Source organism: Frankia sp. AiPa1 (assembly GCF_023243075.1).
In the GTDB taxonomy this organism is placed as follows: domain Bacteria; phylum Actinomycetota; class Actinomycetes; order Frankiales; family Frankiaceae; genus Frankia.
Window position 1 is genome coordinate 1 of sequence record NZ_JALKFZ020000198.1, and the last position, 17,703, is coordinate 17,703.

Consider the following 17,703-nt stretch of genomic DNA (forward strand, 5'->3'; position numbering starts at 1 on the left):
ACGACGAATACCTGAAAAAGCAGCCCGCCGCGTAGATCAACCTAATAGAGACTGTCCGGATTTAAAAGGGCACATCATAGCCAGCGCGGGTACCTGAACTGGGGACGGATGGGGCCCATCGCGAACAGGTGGCTACCGACCGCAAAGGTCCGACATCCCCTGCCTACCGTTCGGCTCGACGCCAGTACCCGAGGCAGGAGCCCAGTGCGGTAGTTCCGCTCGCTGGGATCTGTGCGGGGGGCCGTCCGTAAGGACGGTCCCTACCGCGACTAGTCGTTTCAGGTCATGCAGGGACGGCGCTCCCCGTAACTTCGCATATGCTCCGGGTCATGTCCGAGACAGGGTCCGCGTCCAAAACCCACGTTGATGCGGCGGTCGGCGGAATCGTCGGCCTCCATCACTTCGGCCTGACCGTGCGGAGCGTCGAAACCAGCGCGGCCTGGTACGAGAGCGTCCTCGGGTTCATCCGGGTGGGTGAATACGATGCCCCCGACGGTTCGCGCCGCAAGGTATTCCTGCGGCACCAGAGCCTGCACGTCCGGTTAGGGCTTGCCCAGCACAGCGACGGCGACGACGGTTCGTTCGACGAGAGGCGGGTGGGCCTCGACCACCTGGCGTTCGCCGTGGCCGACCGGGACGAGCTCGACACCTGGGCCCGGCGGCTGACGGCGACCGGAGTCACCCACTCTCCGGTCGCGGCGGCGAACTCGATCCCCGGCGCCGCAGTGCTGGTCCTACGTGATCCCGACAACATTCAGCTTGAGTTGTTCGCCGATCCGACGTCGTAACCCTCGATCAGAGCGTCCTATTCCAACCCACCCGCCGCGATCGACTACCACCGCCCGGTCAGGTCGGTGAACCTGCGGCGGACCCACGGAGTACCACGGCCTCGGCGTGGCCGCCCTGCGTCGGACCGGCCGCGACGTCGACGATGAGGTCTTGGCGCACATCTGGCCGACCCACCACGAGAACGTGCACTTCTACGGCACCCACACCGACGGCTATCGGCCGCTGCGGTGCCCGGGGAAGATCGGTACAGCGGTCAGCGCTGATAACGATCTTGTCGGGCGGGCTCACGTAGACGTTCCGTTTCCGGTAGACCGCCCGTGCGGAGCTACAGCGGCCAGTACGAATGTGGCCCGTCGGGGGTCAGAAGGTGCGGTCGGCCACGTGTAGCCGCTCGACTGCTTCGAGCGCGCGGTGCAGCTCGGCAGCCGAAACGGGGCGGGCGGGCGCCTGCATCACCTGCTCGAAGGGCGTGGCGGGGTCGGCGAGATAGAGGCGGGTGTAGGCCGTGGTCTCCGGTTCGATGCGCCAGCTCTGCGCGAGCGGGCCGGCGTCGACGGTGTCGAAGCCGAGCTGTCCGATCAGGGCCGCCGCGGCCTTCTTCGCGTCGGCGTCGTCACCGGCGATCGGCAGTGCGGTGCGGTCGGGGGCCCCGGCGGGGCGGGCAAGCAGGGGGATGTGGTGGGCCAGGATGTTGTTGAACGCCTTGACCAGCCGCATTCCCAGGAAGTGGCGGTGGATCAGTTCACTGGTCGTGGTCTTGTCCTCATCCAGTTCGGCGATCCGGCCGTCACGCGACGGGTAGTAGTTGCTGGCGTCCAGCACGATCTTGCCTTCGAGCAGTTCGGCGGAGATGGCGGTGTGTGCCGCCAGGGGTACCGCCAGCACGACGAGCTCACCGGCCTGGGCGGCCTGCTCGACCGTACCCGCGGTGGCCAGCGCGCCCAGTTCCGCTACGGAGGCGGTCTCCGTATTGTCAACGTGATGTGTTCAACGTCAGCCCAGTCGCGCTGAAAGTCCTGGTAGTGGCTTGCCGGGGCAAGCGGGCCTGTATGCCCAGCTCGCGGCCCTGTCCTGCCGGGGCTGGTGCGCACTGTGGCTTGCCGGATTTGCAGTGGTCGACGGCGCTGCGGGCCGAACGTGTCGGGTCACTGTCACGCTGCCGGCCGCCGCGTTCGAGCACTGGGACGAGACTCGGAAACGATGGGTCGTCGAGCCGGGTGACTTCACGGTCCATGTCGGCGCATCGAGCGCGGACCTGCGGGCCTCGGCGGTGGTGACGGTCGTATGACGCAGCCACCCGGAACGCCGCAGGTGCGCACCTCTGCGAACTGGCCCGGGCGGCGGCCAGACCGCCCCGCCCGTCGCACCAAACGCCCCCGCCCGGGGTGACCCCGCGGCTCCGCGCGGTCTTTGTGCTCCGTGCCTGGGGTGCGGATTCGGCGCGGCGGTCAGGAGGGCCCTATGCGCAGGATCGGCTTGATGACTGTACCGGCGTTGGAGGCGTCGAGTGCCTTCGCCACGTCGGTGAAGTCGTAGAACTCGACCAGTTTGTCGAACGGGAATCGGCCCTGGGTGAACAGGTCCATCACGGCCGGGATGAGCTGGGTGCTCTGGCCGCTGCCGCCCAGGATGCCGACGATGCGCTTGCCCCACAGGGTGGAGATGTGGTCGAGAGTGAACTCGGCTCCGGCGGGGGCGCCCCCGATGAGGTAGCACGTGCCGAGCATGCCGACCGAGTCGGCGGCCTGTCGGACGACGCTGAGCACGCCGGTGCATTCCAGGGAGATGTCCGCGGGTCCGCCGCAGATGTCGTGGACAGCTGCTGCGGGCTCGTCTCGGGTCGCGTTGACGACGTGGGTCGCCCCGAGTTCGGTCGCCAACTGCAGGCGGTGGTCGTGTCGGTCGACCGCGATGATGCGGGTCGCGGCCGAGTTGCGGGCCGCCATGACAGCGGCGAGCCCGACGGTGCCCGCGCCGTACACGACGAGGCTGTCGCCCGCGCTGGGCCGGGCGTCGTTGAACACCGCGCCCGCTCCGGTCGAGATGCCGCAGGCCAGCGGACCCATCAGCTCCAGTGGCATGTAGTCGGGGACCTTGACCAGGGCGGCGGCGGTGGTGAGCGAATGGCTGGCGAAGGACGACTGGCCGAAGAAGTGGCTGTGTAGCGGAGCCCCCGAGGCCCGGCGGAGGGCGGAGCCGCCGTCGAGGCGGCCGCCTCCCGCGAGTGCCTCGCCCAGGCGGGCGCAGTACCGGGGTTGGCCTTCGCGGCAGTTACGGCACCGTCCGCAGGACGGCCACCCGATGACGACACCGTCACCGACACTGACCTCGGTGACTCCGGCGCCGACCGCGGCCACCCGCCCGGCCCCCTCGTGCCCCAGCACACCGGGCAGGGGGAAGGGCAGGTCGCCATGGCGGGCGAGCTCATCAGTGTGGCAGATGCCGGTGGCGACCAGCCTGACGAGCACCTCGCCGGGACCTGGTTCGTCGAGCTCGACCGTTTGCAGGCTGAAGGGACCGTCACGTTCCTCGACGACGGCAGCTAAGATCTCCATCTTGGATATGTCCCGTCCGGCTCAGTAGGGGTAGGTCGCTGGCTTTTCACGCATGGTGATCCACCGCGTTTCCGTGAAGGCTTCGATGTTGGCCGTCGCGCCTCCGAATCGGGCGCCGTTCCCGGAGGCGCCGACCCCGCCGAAGGGGCTGTTGGCCTCGTCGTTGACGGTCTGGTCGTTGATGTGCACGATGCCGGTCGGGATTCGTTCGGCGAGGGCCAGTCCGCGCAGGACGTTCGTGGTCACAATGCCGAGGGAGAGGCCGTAATCGCCGTTGGTCAACGCGACCGCCTCATCGTCGGTGGAGAACTTCACGACAGGGGCGACCGGCCCGAAGATCTCCTCGGAGAAAGCGCGGGAATGCGGGGGGACATCCGCGAGCACGGTGGCTTGGTAGAACAGTCCCTCGTACTTGCCGCCCGCGGCCACGCGCGCGCCGGCGGCGACCGTGTCCGTGACGATCTGTTGGATCTTGTCGCGTTGGCCGGCGTCGATGAGCGGTCCGAGGGCGACCTGCGCGGTTGCGGGGTCGCCGACGGGGAGACGCGCTGCCTTCGCGGCGAGCTTCTCGACGAACGTGTCATACAGGTCTTCGTGGACGAGGTGACGGCCGGTCGTCATGCAGATCTGGCCCTGGTGGAAGTAGGAGCCGAAGGCGGCCAGGGTGACGGCCTCGTCCACATCGGCGTCTTCGAGCACGACCATGGCAGAGTTGCCGCCGAGTTCGAGGTGGGCGCGCTTGAGGTGCTTTCCGGCCAGTTCGCCGACGCGGCGACCGGCCTGGGTGGAACCGGTGAAGGAGATGACCCGGACGGCGGGATCCACGACCAGCGCCTCGCCGACGTCCGCACCCCCGGGGAGGACCTGCAGGACTCCCGCCGGCAGGCCTGCCTCCTCGAAGACGCGGGCGATCGACATACCGCCGGTGACGGGGGTGCGCGGATCCGGCTTGAGGATGACCGCGTTACCCAGCGCGAGGGCGGGCGCCACCGAACGGATGCTCAGGATGAGTGGCACGTTGAACGGCGAGATGACCGCGACGACTCCGGCCGGCACACGGCGGGCGAAGGAGAGGCGGGACTGCTCGCTGGGCAGAAGCTCACCGGTGGGCCGGCCTGGCAGTGCCGCGGCCTCGTAGCATTCCTGCTCGGCGGTGTGGACGGAGAATCCGGCCATCGCCGGGATGGCGCCCACTTCGCGGATGTTCCATCCGGCGATTTCGTCGGCGTTGGCGGAGAACAGCTGGCCGGCGCGGCGCAGCACGGCGGCCCGCTCGATGTGCGGCAAGGCGGCCCAGGAGTGCTGCGCTTTCGTTGCGATCGTGCTTGCCCGTGCCACATCGGAGGCGTCGGCGATGCCGATGTCCCCGAGCGACTCACCGGTCGCCGGCTCGACGATCTTCGCCGTTCCGGCGGAACCCGGCCTCCAGGCTCCGCCGATGAAGATGTTGCCGGTCCAGGTGTCAGGTGCGAGTAACAAAGCAGTCTCCCATGCGCCGAATGGTCAGCGGGGACGCTATGTGGACGATCACATCAGTGCAACATAGGGTTCCATCATAAGAACCATGGTTTCATCTGTCGGAACCTTTGGTGATGTTGAGGTGGCCGAGCCGGGATGAGATCTCGGCTGCTGTGCGGCGCAGCGGTCCCTCGAGCCGGCTCACCACGGTCTCCATCGAGGCGTTCCACGCGCCGAGGTGGACGGAGAGGTTGACCGCCGCGACGACCTGGCCCGAACGGTCTCGGACGGGGGCCGCGATCGAGCGCAACCCGGGAGCGAGCTCCTCGTCGTTGACCGCGAGACCGCCCGCGGCGACTGCGGCGAGGACGGTCGTCAGCTGTTCGCGGGCGGTCACCGTCTTGGGCCCGCGACGCACCAGATCCGTCCGGTCCAGGATCGGGCGCACCACGGTGGGATCGCGGTGGGCGAGCAGGACCTTCCCCATCGACGTGCAGTAGGCCGGCAGACGCGCCCCGACCTGGAGGTTCAGCTCGATGCGCAAGGCGGCGCGCGCCGGGCGGCGGCGCTCGATGTAGACGATGTCCGCGCCGTCGAGCACCGCCATGTTGGCCGTATGCCCTGTCTCGTCCGCCAACGCCTGCAGGGGCTTCGCGGCGACCTTGCTGAGCTCCAGCGAGGACAGGGCCGCGAAACCGAGTTGTAGCGCCTGGGGTCCGAGCGCGTAGCGCCGCGTGTCGGCGTCCTGCTCCACGAAGCCGAGGGCCAACAGGGTCGCCATGTACCGGTGGCAGGTGCTCTTACTCAGTCCGACCAGGCGGCTGATCTCCACCAGCCCCAGGGAAGCGCGTTGCGCGCCCAGGGCCGACAGCACCGAGAGTCCGCGCTCGAGCGCCTGGTTCGTAGCGATGCTGGCGCCGCCATCGGAGGCCCCGTCGCTTCCATCCGCCGTCATCCTGCGAGCTTAACGGAACTGAGTTCTGACCATCGGAACGCGATGTTGACACGTGGTGGGCATCACGCGAATCATCCGGCGATCCCGCAACCTACGGAGGACACCTGTGACCCCGTCAGACAAAGCCGAGCTCTGGACGCCGAGCCGGCGTGGACTCATCAGGTCTGGTTTAGGCATGGCCGGACTGGTCGCCGCCGGGCCGGTGTTGTCGGCCTGCTCAGTAAAGGGAGACGATCCGGGAGGCGGCTCGGGGCAGACGATCAAAATCGGTTTCGTGAGCCCGCGGACAGGTGCGGCGGCTGCCTTCGGCGAGCCCGATGCCTACGTGCTCGGTCTGGCCCGCGACGTGCTCGGCAAGGGACTGACCATCGGCGGCAAGAAATACGACGTGCAGGTCATCGACAAGGACGGCCAGTCGGACCCGCAGCGGGGCGCGCAGGTCGCCAACGACCTCATCAACGCCGACCGGGTCGATCTGATGCTAACCACGTCGACCCCCGAGACCGTGAACCCGGTGTCCGACGCCTGCGAGGCGGCGGGCGTGCCGTGCATTTCGACCGTCGTGCCCTGGGAGGCCTGGTACTTCGGTCGAGGCGCGAAGCCGACCGACACAAAGGCCTTCAAGTACGTCTATCACTTCTGCTTCGGTGTTCAGCAGTTCGCCAACGCATACACCACGATGTGGCCGCAGGTGTCGACCAACCAGAAGGTCGGCGTCATGTGGCCCAATGACGCAGACGGGAACGCTGTCCGTACCTCGCTGGGACCTTTGCTGCAGAAGGCGGGTTACTCGATCGTCGACCCGGGCGCGTACACCAACGGTACGAATGACTACTCGTCGCAAATCGCCAAGTTCAAGGCCGAGAACTCCGAGATCTTCAACACCTTCCCGCTTCCGCCGGACTTCGCGACCTTCTGGCAGCAGGCGGCCCAGCAGGGATACCAGCCAAAGATCGTCCAGGTGGCCAAGACAGGCCTGTTCGCCTCGCAGGTCGAGGCGCTGGGCGCGCTCGGTGTCGGCGTGGCCGGTGCTGCCTACTGGACGCCGACCTACCCGTACACCTCCTCGCTGACCGGCATCTCCTCAAAGGAACTGGGCGCGGGCTACCAGAAGAAGACCGGAAAGCAGTGGACCCAGCAGTTGGGCCCGAGCCTGGCACTGTTCGATGCCGCCGCGGCGGCCCTGAAAGCTGCACCGGATCCCAAGGACAAGGGCGCCGTGGCCACCGCGATCAGCACCCTGGCTGTCCAGACGCCGGTCGGCAACCTGCAGTGGGGCAAGGGGCCCAACGGCAACGTCGTCGCGACCCCCATCCTCGGTGGGCAGTGGACCGCGGCGAAGTCAGGCAAATACCCACTCGACTTCGTGCTGTGCGAGAGCTCCTCCGACCCGAACGTTCCGGTAGCTGCGCAGCTGCAGCCCTACCGCGCATGACGGCCGGTGCGTCGATGGTGGCCGGGACGGGCGCGCTGCGCGACGGTGAGCCGGGTGGTACCGAGCGGTCCGTGCTCGCCGCCCGTCGCCTGTCCGTGCGCTACGGCGACGTGAAGGTTCTCGACGACATCGACTTTCATGTGGCGGCCGGCGAAGCGGTGGGGATCGTCGGGCCCAACGGTGCTGGGAAGACGACGCTGCTGTCCGCGCTGGCAGGCACTGTCCGGCCGGCCGCCGGCTCCATCAGCCTGCTCGGTACCGACCTCACCCAGCTCGGCGCCGAACGAAGGTGCCGGCTCGGCGTCGCGCGGGCCTACCAGGTGCCTAAGCCATTCGGCGGGATGACCGTGCTGGAGAACGTCCTCGTGGGCGCCGCCCACGGCGGCCAGCTGCGCCGGCGCGAACGGTTCGAACGTGCCGTCGAGGTCGTCGAGGTGTGTGGTCTGGCGGACCTCGCCAATCGCCGCGCCGAGACGCTCGGCCTGCTGCACCGCAAGCGCCTCGAACTCGCCAGGGCCCTCGCTACCGGGCCGTCGGTCCTGCTGCTCGACGAGATCGGCGCCGGGCTGACCGACTCCGAGGCCGACGAGCTGGTCGCCACGATCCTGCAGCTACGCCAGCGTGGCATGTCCCTGGTGTGGATCGAGCACATCGTGCGCGTGCTCGTGCGCGTCATCGATCGCCTCGTCGCGATGGATGCCGGCAAGATCATCGCTGACGGTGCTCCCGACGCCGTTCTGCGGAACGAGACCGTCATGGCCGCCTATCTCGGAAAGACTCGCTCATGACGGTTCTGGAAGTCACCGATCTGCATGCCAAACACGGCCTTCTGCACGCGGTCCGCGGGATCTCGCTCGCGCTCGCTGAGGGCGAGACGCTCGCGCTCGTCGGTGCCAACGGATCAGGGAAAACCACGCTGCTGCGAACCATCGCCGGAGCACACCCCGCAGAGAAGGGACGTGTCCGCCTCGACGGAGTAGACATCACCTCTGTACCTGCCCATCATCGCGTGCGCCGCGGGCTGGCCCTGGTGCCCGAGGGCCGCCGCTTGTTCCCCGAGCTCACCGTCCTGGAGAACCTCCAGGTGGCTGGACGGCGCGGTCGGCGCGGTGAATGGACGATCGATACCGTCCTCGACGCCTTCCCCGTGCTGCGGCCGATCACGCGAAAGCAGGCGTCGCAGATATCCGGGGGCCAGCAGCAGGCCGCCGCGATCGCGCGTGCCCTGATGACGAACCCGCGCGTCCTGCTCATCGACGAGGTCTCGCTCGGCCTTGCCCCCGTCGCGGTGGACGCCGTGTACGAGTCGCTGACCCGCCTGCTGGGCTCAGGCGCGACCGTCGTGCTCGTCGAGCAGGACCTCGAACGCGCACTGTCGGTCAGCCAACGCGTGATGTGCGTGCTCGAAGGCCACGTCGCCCTTGCTGCCGCCACACCTGACATCACCCGTGACCAGGTGACCGCCGCCTACTTCGGAGTCCGGTCCGCCACGGCGCCCGCACCCACCGCGGGCACAGCCACCTCGCTCCACGCTGAAATAGGGACACCGTGAACATCGTCAATGCCATTGTGCAGGGAATCTTCCTAGGCAGTCTGTACGCGTTACTGGCGTGCGGACTGTCACTGATCTTCGGCGTCATGCGGATCATCAACCTCGCGCACGGCGACCTCGCGATCCTCGGGGCCTTCCTGGTCTGGGTCGTCACCGACAAGACAGGCATCTCACCGTTCATCGCCCTCCTGCTGGTTCTCCCCGTCATGCTGGCCGTGGGATACGCCCTGCAACGCACTGTCCTCGCCCGCAGTCTCCGCGGTGGCCCGCTGGTCCCCCTCCTGACGACCTTCGGCCTGTCGATCGTGCTGCAGAACGGGTTCCTCCAGGTCTTCTCCCCGGACGTCCACTCACTCGGGTCCAATGTCGGGACCCTGTCGACCGGAAGCTGGAAGCTGACCTCCGACCTGTCGATCCCCTATCTGGGCGTCGTACTGCTCGTCGTGTCGGTCGCGGTCCTGGGTGGACTGCACTACACGCTGCGCGCCACCGCGTTCGGCAGGGAGATGCGGGCCACCGCGCAGGACCCGGACACCGCGGGCCTGGTCGGCATCCCAGCCTCCGCGATATACGCCCGAGCGGTCGCGATCGCCGTCGCGACCGCGGGCATCGCGGGCGCCTTCCTCGCCATCCGGTCCTCCTTCGGCCCAGCCAGCGGCCCCGCACAGTTGATCTTCGCGTTCGAAGCGGTCATCATCGGCGGCCTCGGCTCACTCTGGGGGACGCTCGTCGGCGGCATCGTCCTCGGCGTGGCGCAGACCATCGGAGCGACCATCGATCCGCAATACTCGATCCTTACCGGCCACCTGGTATTCCTGCTGGCACTCGTGGTTCCGCGCGTCAAGGCCACAGCGCCCCGGAAGGCATTCGCATGACCACCGCACCTGCCGCGACCCGGCCAGCCGGGAACCCGACCCAACTTCGTATTACCCGTTCGACATCGGCGTCGCGAATCACCTCGGGAGTCCTCCTGGCGGTCGGGGTCGGCTTGTTCGCCGTTCCCACCCTGTTTGGGACCAACGCTGTCGTGCAGTTGACCAGCCTGTTCATCTACATGATCCTGGCGGTCATGTGGAATGCCCTGGCTGGATACGGCGGCATGGTTTCGGTCGGTCAGCAGGCCTTCATCGGTTTCGGCGCCTACGCGACGATCTGGCTGACTCAGCACGGCGTCTCCCCGTTCCCGGCGATGGTGCTCGCCGCCGTGTCCGCCGCGGTTCTCGCGGCGCTCGTCGCACTCCTCGTGTTGCAGCTCAAGGGTGGACAGCTGGCGGTCGGCACCTGGGTGATCGCCGAAGCGCTGGGACTTCTGATAGTGCTCGACACAGGTCTCGGCGGAGGCACCGGCATCTCGCTGCAGGGGTTGAATTCGTACACCCCGGAATTGCGGCACGCCTACATCTACTGGCTGACGCTGACCTTCCTACTCGCTATACTGGGCGCGCTTTTTCTCCTGCTCCGACTGAAGACCGGCGCCGCGCTCCAGGCAATCCGGGACGACGAGGAGGCGGCGGCCTCCCTTGGCGTCCGGGTCCGGCCGCTGAAGTTCGGCATCTTCGTTCTCGCCGGGTTCGGCTGCGGCGCCGCCGGGGCGCTCATCCTCGCGAACACACTGTTCATCCAGCCACAGTCGATCTTCGGAGTGCAGTACTCCGCGTACATGATCTTCATGGTCCTGGTGGGCGGCCTCGGAACCTTCGAGGGGCCGATCCTCGGCGCGATCATCTTCTTCGTCGCCCAGCAGCAGTTCGCCGACCAGGGAGCCTGGTATCTCATCGGCCTGGGAGCCGTCGCGGTCCTGTTCGCGCTCTTCCTGCCCCGCGGCCTGTGGACAGTCGTCAGCGACCGTCTGCCGGTCCAACTGCCGCTTGGCTATCGTCTGTCGACGTCCCATCCGAGTATGAAGGAGCAACACGGCTGATGACCCGGTCCGCGGCCCGAGATGACACGCAGCACGACAGCGCGAGCGGCGGACCCGGGGCCATACGTCACTACATCGACGGCCAGTGGATCGACGCCGCCAACGGCCGCACCTACGACAGCCACAACCCGTGGACCGCGGCGGCCATCGCGACCGTGGCCGCCGGTGACGCGGACGACACCCATGCGGCGATCGACGCGGCGCACCGGGCGTTCGCGCACTGGTCCGATACGCCACCACACGAGCGCCAAGGAATCCTCCTGCGTGCGGCAGACACAGTCGAGCGGCGGCGCGACGAGGTCATGGTCCTGCTGGCCCGCGAGACCGGATGTGGCCGTCATTTCGCGGAGGTGCAGATTCGTTTCGCGGTGTCCCTCCTCCGGCAGAGCGCGGCGTTGCCGTACGCCGCCACGGGCCAGATGTTGCCGTCCGACCAGCCAGGAGTGAGCTCGGTGGCGGTCCGCCGGCCGGTCGGCGTGGTCGGTGCGATCGCGCCGTGGAACGCGTCGCTGATCCTTTCTGCCCGGGCGATCGTCGGGCCGCTGGCGGTCGGCAACACCGTCGTCCTCAAACCTTCGGAGGAGGCTCCCCACACGGGCGGCGCCCTGTGGGCGGAGGTATTCGAGCAGGCAGGCCTGCCGCCCGGCGTGCTCAACGTCATCACACACGCACCGGGCGAGGCGAGCTTCATCGGCGACGAACTGTTGGCCAACCCGCTCGTGCGGCGGATCAACTTCACGGGATCAACCGCGACCGGTCGCCGGCTCGCCGAGGCAGCCGGCCGCCACCTCAAACGGCTCGTCCTCCAGCTTGGTGGGCAGAATCCACTGCTGGTGCTCGCCGGCGTCGACCTCGACTACGCGGTCAACGCCGCGGCCTATGGCGCATTCGTGCACCAAGGGCAGGTGTGCATGTGTGCACGACGGATTTTCGTGGAGGAGGCGATAGCGGCGGAGTTCTCCGAACGCTTCGCGGCGAAGGTGGCGGGCCTACCGATGGGCGACCCTGAAGATCCCCACACGGTCATCGGCCCCGTCATCAACCACTGGGCGCTGTCGCTGCTGACCCGCCGCGTCGAGGAGGCGGTCGAACGAGGAGCACGGGTCCTGGCCGGCGGGGTCCCCGCACCGCCGTGCTACCCGGCGACCGTCCTCACGGGCGTACCCGACGACGTCGAGCTGGCGTTCGACGAGACGTTCGGACCTGTCGTTGTCCTCGACGTCGTCGGAGATCGCGATGAGGCCGTCGCACGCGCCAACTCCTCCGCGTTCGGGCTCGCCGCGGGCGTCCTGGCCGCTGGTCCCCAGGAAGGTCTCGAAGTAGCGCGCCAGCTCCAGGCCGGGATCATCCACGTCAACGATCAACCAGTGAACGACGAACCTCGGATGCCGTTCGGGGGCGTCAAGGACAGCGGCTGGGGTCGTTTCGGTGTGGGGTTCGCGATCGAGGAGTTCACCGAGCCGCAGTGGATTACTGTTCGCCACAAGGCTCGCCAGTTCCCTTTTTAGTATCCGCTGTGCCAACGGCGCCGACTGCTCCGACGGCCGCTGAGGCATACGAATACGGCTGCTACGGGCCGGCCAGGGCGTCGAGAAGGTCTTCGGCCCCGTGGGCGATCCCGATGGCGCGGTCGTCGAGCTCGGCGGGCAGCTGGGGGTGCTCGGGGTTGATCCGGACGAGACGGCCGTGCGGCCTGGCGGCGGTCAGGCGTTCCATGGGCCAGCGAATCACGCTGGGAGTGTTGTAGCCGCTTCCGATGTCGAGGACGAGGAGCCGCTCGTCGACCGGGCCCGCGTTGATCCACTGCTGGAGGCGGCGCCCGGTGGGCAGGTGGGGGTCGCCGATGTATTCGGGCCCCTTACGCACGTTGAGGAACACCTCGCCGCCGCAGTGCGGACAGGCGGGGATCGCGTTCGGGTCGACGACCTGCCCGGTGGCCGGGTCGTAGACGGCGCACGCGGCGCGGATCATGGCCTCGCTGGGCCAGGTCTCCCGGGTGCAGGGTGTCTCGCACTGGTAGAGGCCATAGTCGCCTTGCGGGGTGAAGACACGGTCGGCGTCGAAGCCGTTGCGGGGAAAGAGCGCGTCGACGTTGCTGGTGATGACGAAGTGATCCCGGTCGCCGATCAGCTGCCGTAGCCGCTCGTAGACCTTGTGGGGGCCGGCGCTGAACCGGATGTCGGCGACGTGGGTGGCCCAGTAGCCCCACAGCAGCGCCGGCGGCAGGGGCATGCCGATGAGCTGGTAGCGGGCGCGCAGGCCGAGGCGGTGCAGCGCGGGAAACAGTTCCGCGAAGCGTGCGGTGTCGGTGTAGTCGTAGCCGGCGGCGGCGGACAGGCCGGCGCCGGCGCCGATGAGGACGCGATCGGCCTCGGTCAGCCACTCCTGGACTACCTCGACGGCAGCGGCCAGGTCCGTGCGGGTGGGGACGGATGGGGGTCGAGAAGTCATGACGGACGTTCCCCTGCGCTGAGTGCCTGTTGGTAGATGTGCAGGTCGTCGTGGTCGTAGACGTCGAAGACGACGCGATGTAGGCGGCCGGGGTGTGCGTTGAGCCAGTCGGCGACGGTGGCAAGTGCGACACGGGCGGCGAGCGGCTTGGGGTAGCCGAACAGGCCGGTGCTGATCGAGCAGAACGCGACCGTCCGGATTCCGGCGATCTCGGCAGCCAGATCGAGGCAGGACCGGTAGGACGAGGCCAGCGCCGCGGCGTGCGCGGGCCGCACCGTCCCGTTGACGATCGGCCCGACGGTGTGCAGCACGTAGCCGGCGGGCAGATGATAGCCACGGGTGATCTTGGCGGTACCGGTTGGTTCCGGGCCGCTCTGCGCGCTGAGGAGCGTGTGGCAGTCTTCGCGCAGACGTGGGCCCGCGGCGGCGTGGATCACGTTGTCGACGCAGCGGTGCGCCGGCTGGAAGCAGCCGAGCAGGCCGCTGTTGGCCGGGTTGACGATCGCGTCGGCATGCAGCGCGGTGATGTCGCCGCGCCATACCGCCGTTGTCGCCGCAGCGGGATACCCGGTCTCGGGATGCTGCTCGGCGACGGTCGGGAGGGAATTGATCTCGACGGTCGGTCTCTGGGCGCGCTCGCCGCTGAGCAGCGCGTCGAGTAAGGGCACGGCCGCTGCCGGCAGCGGGCCAGGTTCCCTGAGGGTCAGCAGCGCCCGCAGCAGCGCCCGGCCGCGGCCGGTCTCGACGGCAGCCCTCACCTGCTCTGCGCTGACGCCGAGCCGGGCCACGGAGCTGTCCGTGGTGAGCAGGCTGAGCAGCTCGCGGACCAGATCGTCCCAGGCCTGCGACGAGGCCGGAGCGGCTGCCGGTTGGAAGCGCCGGTCAAGGTTCAGCGCCTCGCGGTAGGCACTGAGCGCGAGCAGACGACTGGTGGGCATCACGCACTCCGCGGACGACAGTGGCTCGTCCGAGACCGACCCCGGCGCACGGTAGTCAGAACAGGCCGTTGCCATGTGGCAGCTCGGCCGGGATCTCCGGCGTGACGTCCCAATGCTCCACGATCTTGCCGCCGTCGACCCGGAACAGGTCGTAGAACGCAGTCGGGGTCGCCCCGAAGCGTCCCTCGGAGACGGTCAGCACGAAACTACCCTCGGCCACAACGCGGTGCACGGTGTCGTAGACCATGGTGATGCCCTGCTCGGCGAGAGCGCCCAGAGCCGTGGCGAGGCCGTCGAGGTTGTCGCCGATCCCGGTGTTGTGCTGCCAGTACTGCTCGGTGCTGAGGTAGTCGGTGACTGTGTCGACCTTGCCGCCCTTGAGCACGGACTCGACGAACCCGACGACAAGAGCCCGGTTGGCCTCCGTCGCGTCGAGGTCTGCCACCTCGGTCGGGCCGTCGGTCTGTGACCGGCCGGAGACCGTCTTCTCGACGACCGGCGCCAACGCGTCCCAGTGCTCGGCCAGCTGGTCGCCCTCGACCCGGAAGATGTCGAAGGCGACCAGCGGCTCCGGGCCGAAGCCGTGGTATGTGCCGTGTAGCGCGACGAGGTCACCGTCGGCGAGAACCCGGTGCAGCTCGTAGCGGAATCCCGCGGGCAGGCCTGTGACCAGCGCCCGCAGCCCCTCTGGACCATCGGGCACCAGCGCGCTGTGCTGGCGGTAGGTCGAGGCGACCCACCGGTCGACGGCAGACGGATCACGGTCGCCGAACAACTGCCCGGCGGCCGTCAGAACGACGTCCTTAGCGGTCATGGTGTGCTCCTCAGCATGACGATGATGGGAGGCGCGCCGCGGCAGCCAACACCTGCCGTAACAGAACCCCCGCCCTGTGCTCCTTAGGTCAAACCTTAAGAGTGCGCGGCCGGAACACCCCAGTAGGCTCGTGACTCGCGATGGTGAAAATCCGACACGCAGCGAGCGGGGACATCCGCGATCTCGGCTTCGTTCCGCCGGCCGGCACCCCGGTCGGCGCCGAGGTACTGGATCTCGGCCGGCTCCGCTCCCGCGCCAGCCACAGACTTCTCGCCGTCCCGCAACGCCCGGCGTTCCACCACCTGCTCACGCTCAGCCGCGGGATTTTGCGGCACACCGTCGACTTCACCAGCTACACCCTCGAACCGGGCATGTGGATGTGGGTCCGGCCCGGCCAGGTCCAGCAATGGGGCCAGCTCGCCGACCTGGACGGCACACTGATCCTCTTCCAGCCCGAGTTCCTCGATCCCGACACCGTCGCGACAGCCCGCCCGGATGACCCGCACGCGCCCGTCGTCTACGAACCGGTCGGCGATGACCGAGATCGGCTGACCGAATCCATCGGACACCTCGCCCACGCGTTCACCGCGCCTGGACGGCTACCCCTCGACGTACGGCAAGCCGTGCTGCGGCACCTGCTCGCGGTGCTCCTGCTACGCCTCACCCACCTCGACGCCGTACCCGGCCAACCCGCTCCCGAACCGAACCACACCTTCGCGCGATTCCGCGACGCGGTGGAACGCGACTTCACCCGCACCCGCCGGCTCGAGGACTACGCCCGCGCACTCGGCTACTCCACCCGTACGTTGTCCCGCGCGACCCAGGCTGCGGCCGGCATCAACGCCAAGGACTACATCGACCGCCGAACCATCCTCGAAGCCCGCCGGCTTCTCGCGCACAGCGACAACAGCGCAGCGCAGATCGCCGCCCGGCTCGGGTTCACCAGCGCGACGAACTTCAACAAGTATTTCCACCAGCGCACCGGCAGCACACCGATCGGCTTCCGCACCGCGGTCCACAGCGACTATCAGCCATGACCGGCGTTCACCCGGTCGCACGGATCAAGGCGGCGGTTCTCTGCGCGCCGTCCTTGTGCCTGGCGGTGACAGGGCTGTCGCGCCGTCTCGGTGCCGAGCTGGCGTGAGATCCCTGCGGCAGCTACCTGGAGCGCGGTTTCCCGACGCCGGTGGTGTGCATCGGCAGGGTCGATCCCACCGAGCTCACGACAGGTACCGAGGCCCGGCCCGCCATCCGTTCCAGGTAGAGCACCTCCTGGCCGTCGCGGCCAGATGGACCGTGGCGCGGGTGGCGGCAGCTCCGCCCGCCGCGCGACGTCCGACAGCGACAGCCGGGTGTGGTGCTCGTCGAACGCCGCGAAGATCGCCATGATCCGCTCCACGACGGTCGCCCCCGGGCTGCTCGTGTTTCCTGCCACGAGGACCAGTCTTCCGCTGAGCGGAAGCAAACAGGTTGGTGGTCGGCCGACTCGCTTCTACGCTGCGTCCCATGAGTGGTCCCGCCGCACCGACGCTCGGATCGCAGACCGTGATCAGCTCGGAGATCGCAGCCATCGCCGCCGGCTACCAGGAGACGGAGGGGGAGGAGAACCAGCCGCGTCTTGACTACCCGCCGTATCGAAGCACTGTGCTGCGGCATCCCACCCATGTCCCGATCGAGGTCGACCCGGAGGCGATCGAGCGCTCGGCCCCCTGCTTCGGCGACCGCGATGTCGACCCGCTGGACGCCGACCTGACGATCGGTCATCCGGGTGAGCCGATCGGCGAGCGGATCCTCGTTACTGGCCGGGTGGTCGACGGCGACGGCCGGCCGGTCCGGGGGCAGCTGGTCGAGATCTGGCAGGCGAATGCCGCCGGGCGGTACGTACACCGGCGTGACCAGCATCCGGCGCCCCTCGACCCGAATTTCACGGGCGCCGGACGGTGCCTGACCGACCAGGAGGGCGGGTACAGGTTCCAGACGATCAAGCCGGGCCCGTACCCCTGGCGCAATCACCACAACGCCTGGCGCCCGGCGCACATTCACTTCTCGGTGTTCGGCACCTGCTTCACCCAGCGCCTGGTCACGCAGATGTACTTTCCGGGGGATCCGCTCTTCGCGTTCGATCCGATCTACCAGTCGGTCGTGGACCAGCGGGCTCGCGACCGGCTGGTCGCGACCTACGACCACGACCTGACCAGCCATGAGTGGGCCATCGGCTACCGGTGGGATATCGTTCTCACCGGCAGCCGGCGGACCCTTCCCGAGTCCGAGGACGCGAGATGACGCTGCTCGCGACCCCGGGCCAGACCGTCGGCCCGTTCTTCCATTACGGCCTCCCCTATGAGGGAGACCGCGATCTGGTGCCGCCGGGCAGCCCGGGTTCGGTCGCGCTGCGCGGGCAGGTGTTCGACGGGGCGGGCGGCGGGGTACAGGACGCGCTCGTGGAGATCTGGCAGACCCGTCCGGACGGCACCGTCGCGCACAGCCCCGGCTCGTTGCGCCGCGACGGGTGGGCGTTCACCGGTTTCGGGCGGGCGTCCACCGGGCGGGACGGCCAGTACGCGTTCAGCACCCTCGTGCCTGGACCGTCCGAACCTGGCAAGGCGGCGTTCTTCGCCGTCACGGTCTTCGCGCGGGGTCTGCTGCACCGGCTGTTCACCCGCGCCTACGTGCCCGGCGATGGCGCCGAGCTGGCTGCCGACCCGCTGCTGTCCTCGTTGCCGGCGGAGCGCCGGCAAACTCTGATCGCGGCGCGCGGTGAGCGGGGCTTCGTGTTCGACATCCACCTGCAGGGAGCACGGGAGACCGTCTTTCTTCGGTTCCCGGGTCATTGAC

Annotated in this window: 19 protein-coding genes; 11 read left to right on the forward strand and 8 right to left on the reverse strand. The window is 68.5% G+C overall.

From position 1 onward, the window contains the following. The first annotated feature begins 329 nt into the window (after positions 1-329). Positions 330-788, forward strand: a complete 459-nt coding sequence (locus MXD95_RS27910; RefSeq protein WP_250643726.1) for a VOC family protein — start codon at positions 330-332, stop codon at positions 786-788. Between the two features lie 361 nt (positions 789-1,149). Here the strand turns inward: MXD95_RS27910 and MXD95_RS27915 are convergent, their stop codons facing one another. Next, positions 1,150-1,734, reverse strand: a complete 585-nt coding sequence (locus MXD95_RS27915; protein WP_285223805.1) for an NADPH-dependent F420 reductase — start codon at positions 1,732-1,734, stop codon at positions 1,150-1,152. Between the two features lie 82 nt (positions 1,735-1,816). On the opposite strand from MXD95_RS27915, the gene MXD95_RS27920 reads away from it, so the two are divergent. Continuing rightward, positions 1,817-2,077: a fibronectin type III-like domain-contianing protein gene (locus tag MXD95_RS27920; protein ID WP_250643727.1), complete on the forward strand. Its 261-nt coding sequence runs from the start codon at positions 1,817-1,819 to the stop codon at positions 2,075-2,077. A gap of 160 nt (positions 2,078-2,237) precedes the next feature. On the opposite strand, the gene MXD95_RS27925 is transcribed toward MXD95_RS27920, so the two are convergent. From MXD95_RS27925 to MXD95_RS27935, 3 genes are all read right to left on the reverse strand, one after another. Further along, positions 2,238-3,344, reverse strand: coding sequence for an NAD(P)-dependent alcohol dehydrogenase (locus tag MXD95_RS27925; protein WP_250643728.1), 1,107 nt, complete (start codon positions 3,342-3,344; stop codon positions 2,238-2,240). A gap of 21 nt (positions 3,345-3,365) precedes the next feature. Beyond that, a complete protein-coding gene (locus MXD95_RS27930) occupies positions 3,366-4,823 on the reverse strand; it encodes a benzaldehyde dehydrogenase (RefSeq protein WP_250643729.1) in 1,458 nt (485 codons plus the stop codon). 91 nt (positions 4,824-4,914) lie between these two features. Continuing rightward, positions 4,915-5,757 carry an IclR family transcriptional regulator gene (locus tag MXD95_RS27935; RefSeq protein WP_250643730.1) on the reverse strand — a complete coding sequence of 281 codons (843 nt, stop codon included), beginning with the start codon at positions 5,755-5,757 and terminating at the stop codon, positions 4,915-4,917. A 175-nt stretch (positions 5,758-5,932) separates the two neighbouring features. On the opposite strand from MXD95_RS27935, the gene MXD95_RS27940 reads away from it, so the two are divergent. The 6 genes from MXD95_RS27940 to MXD95_RS27965 all read left to right on the forward strand — a co-directional run bounded on the left by MXD95_RS27940 (position 5,933) and on the right by MXD95_RS27965 (position 12,173). Then, on the forward strand, positions 5,933-7,192 hold the full coding sequence (locus MXD95_RS27940; RefSeq protein ID WP_250643731.1) for an ABC transporter substrate-binding protein: 1,260 nt from the start codon (positions 5,933-5,935) through the stop codon (positions 7,190-7,192). 14 nt (positions 7,193-7,206) lie between these two features. Beyond that, entirely contained in the window at positions 7,207-7,980 is a 774-nt protein-coding gene (locus tag MXD95_RS27945; RefSeq protein ID WP_250643732.1) for an ABC transporter ATP-binding protein, read from the forward strand. After that, entirely contained in the window at positions 7,977-8,744 is a 768-nt protein-coding gene (locus tag MXD95_RS27950; protein ID WP_250643733.1) for an ABC transporter ATP-binding protein, read from the forward strand. The genes MXD95_RS27945 and MXD95_RS27950 overlap by 4 nt, the downstream gene beginning before the upstream one ends. Next, positions 8,741-9,619 (forward strand): branched-chain amino acid ABC transporter permease, encoded by an 879-nt coding sequence (locus MXD95_RS27955; protein WP_250643734.1) that lies wholly within the window; start codon positions 8,741-8,743, stop codon positions 9,617-9,619. The genes MXD95_RS27950 and MXD95_RS27955 overlap by 4 nt, the downstream gene beginning before the upstream one ends. Before the next feature lie 113 nt (positions 9,620-9,732). Further along, positions 9,733-10,665, forward strand: coding sequence for an ABC transporter permease subunit (locus tag MXD95_RS27960; RefSeq protein ID WP_250643735.1), 933 nt, complete (start codon positions 9,733-9,735; stop codon positions 10,663-10,665). Continuing rightward, positions 10,665-12,173 (forward strand): aldehyde dehydrogenase family protein, encoded by a 1,509-nt coding sequence (locus MXD95_RS27965; protein ID WP_250643736.1) that lies wholly within the window; start codon positions 10,665-10,667, stop codon positions 12,171-12,173. The genes MXD95_RS27960 and MXD95_RS27965 overlap by 1 nt, the downstream gene beginning before the upstream one ends. A gap of 61 nt (positions 12,174-12,234) precedes the next feature. Here the strand turns inward: MXD95_RS27965 and MXD95_RS27970 are convergent, their stop codons facing one another. The 3 genes from MXD95_RS27970 to MXD95_RS27980 are packed head-to-tail and all read right to left on the reverse strand — an operon-like array spanning position 12,235 to position 14,868. After that, complete coding sequence (locus MXD95_RS27970) at positions 12,235-13,116, reverse strand: SIR2 family NAD-dependent protein deacylase (protein ID WP_250643737.1); 882 nt, start codon at positions 13,114-13,116, stop codon at positions 12,235-12,237. Beyond that, on the reverse strand, positions 13,113-14,054 hold the full coding sequence (locus tag MXD95_RS27975) for a protein-ADP-ribose hydrolase (protein WP_250643738.1): 942 nt from the start codon (positions 14,052-14,054) through the stop codon (positions 13,113-13,115). The genes MXD95_RS27970 and MXD95_RS27975 overlap by 4 nt, the downstream gene beginning before the upstream one ends. 55 nt (positions 14,055-14,109) lie before the next feature. Next, positions 14,110-14,868 carry a nuclear transport factor 2 family protein gene (locus MXD95_RS27980; protein WP_250643739.1) on the reverse strand — a complete coding sequence of 253 codons (759 nt, stop codon included), beginning with the start codon at positions 14,866-14,868 and terminating at the stop codon, positions 14,110-14,112. A gap of 140 nt (positions 14,869-15,008) precedes the next feature. On the opposite strand from MXD95_RS27980, the gene MXD95_RS27985 reads away from it, so the two are divergent. Next, positions 15,009-15,905 (forward strand): helix-turn-helix domain-containing protein, encoded by an 897-nt coding sequence (locus MXD95_RS27985; protein WP_250643740.1) that lies wholly within the window; start codon positions 15,009-15,011, stop codon positions 15,903-15,905. Here MXD95_RS27985 and MXD95_RS29780 read toward each other — a convergent pair. Beyond that, on the reverse strand, positions 15,896-16,255 hold the full coding sequence (locus MXD95_RS29780; protein WP_250643765.1) for a hypothetical protein: 360 nt from the start codon (positions 16,253-16,255) through the stop codon (positions 15,896-15,898). The two genes, MXD95_RS27985 and MXD95_RS29780, sit on opposite strands and share 10 nt — an antisense overlap. Before the next feature lie 119 nt (positions 16,256-16,374). On the opposite strand from MXD95_RS29780, the gene pcaH reads away from it, so the two are divergent. After that, on the forward strand, positions 16,375-17,151 hold the full coding sequence (gene pcaH, locus MXD95_RS27995; protein ID WP_250643741.1) for a protocatechuate 3,4-dioxygenase subunit beta: 777 nt from the start codon (positions 16,375-16,377) through the stop codon (positions 17,149-17,151). Further along, positions 17,148-17,702: a protocatechuate 3,4-dioxygenase subunit alpha gene (gene pcaG, locus MXD95_RS28000; protein ID WP_250643742.1), complete on the forward strand. Its 555-nt coding sequence runs from the start codon at positions 17,148-17,150 to the stop codon at positions 17,700-17,702. The genes pcaH and pcaG overlap by 4 nt, the downstream gene beginning before the upstream one ends. The last annotated feature ends 1 nt before the right edge of the window (position 17,703 follow it).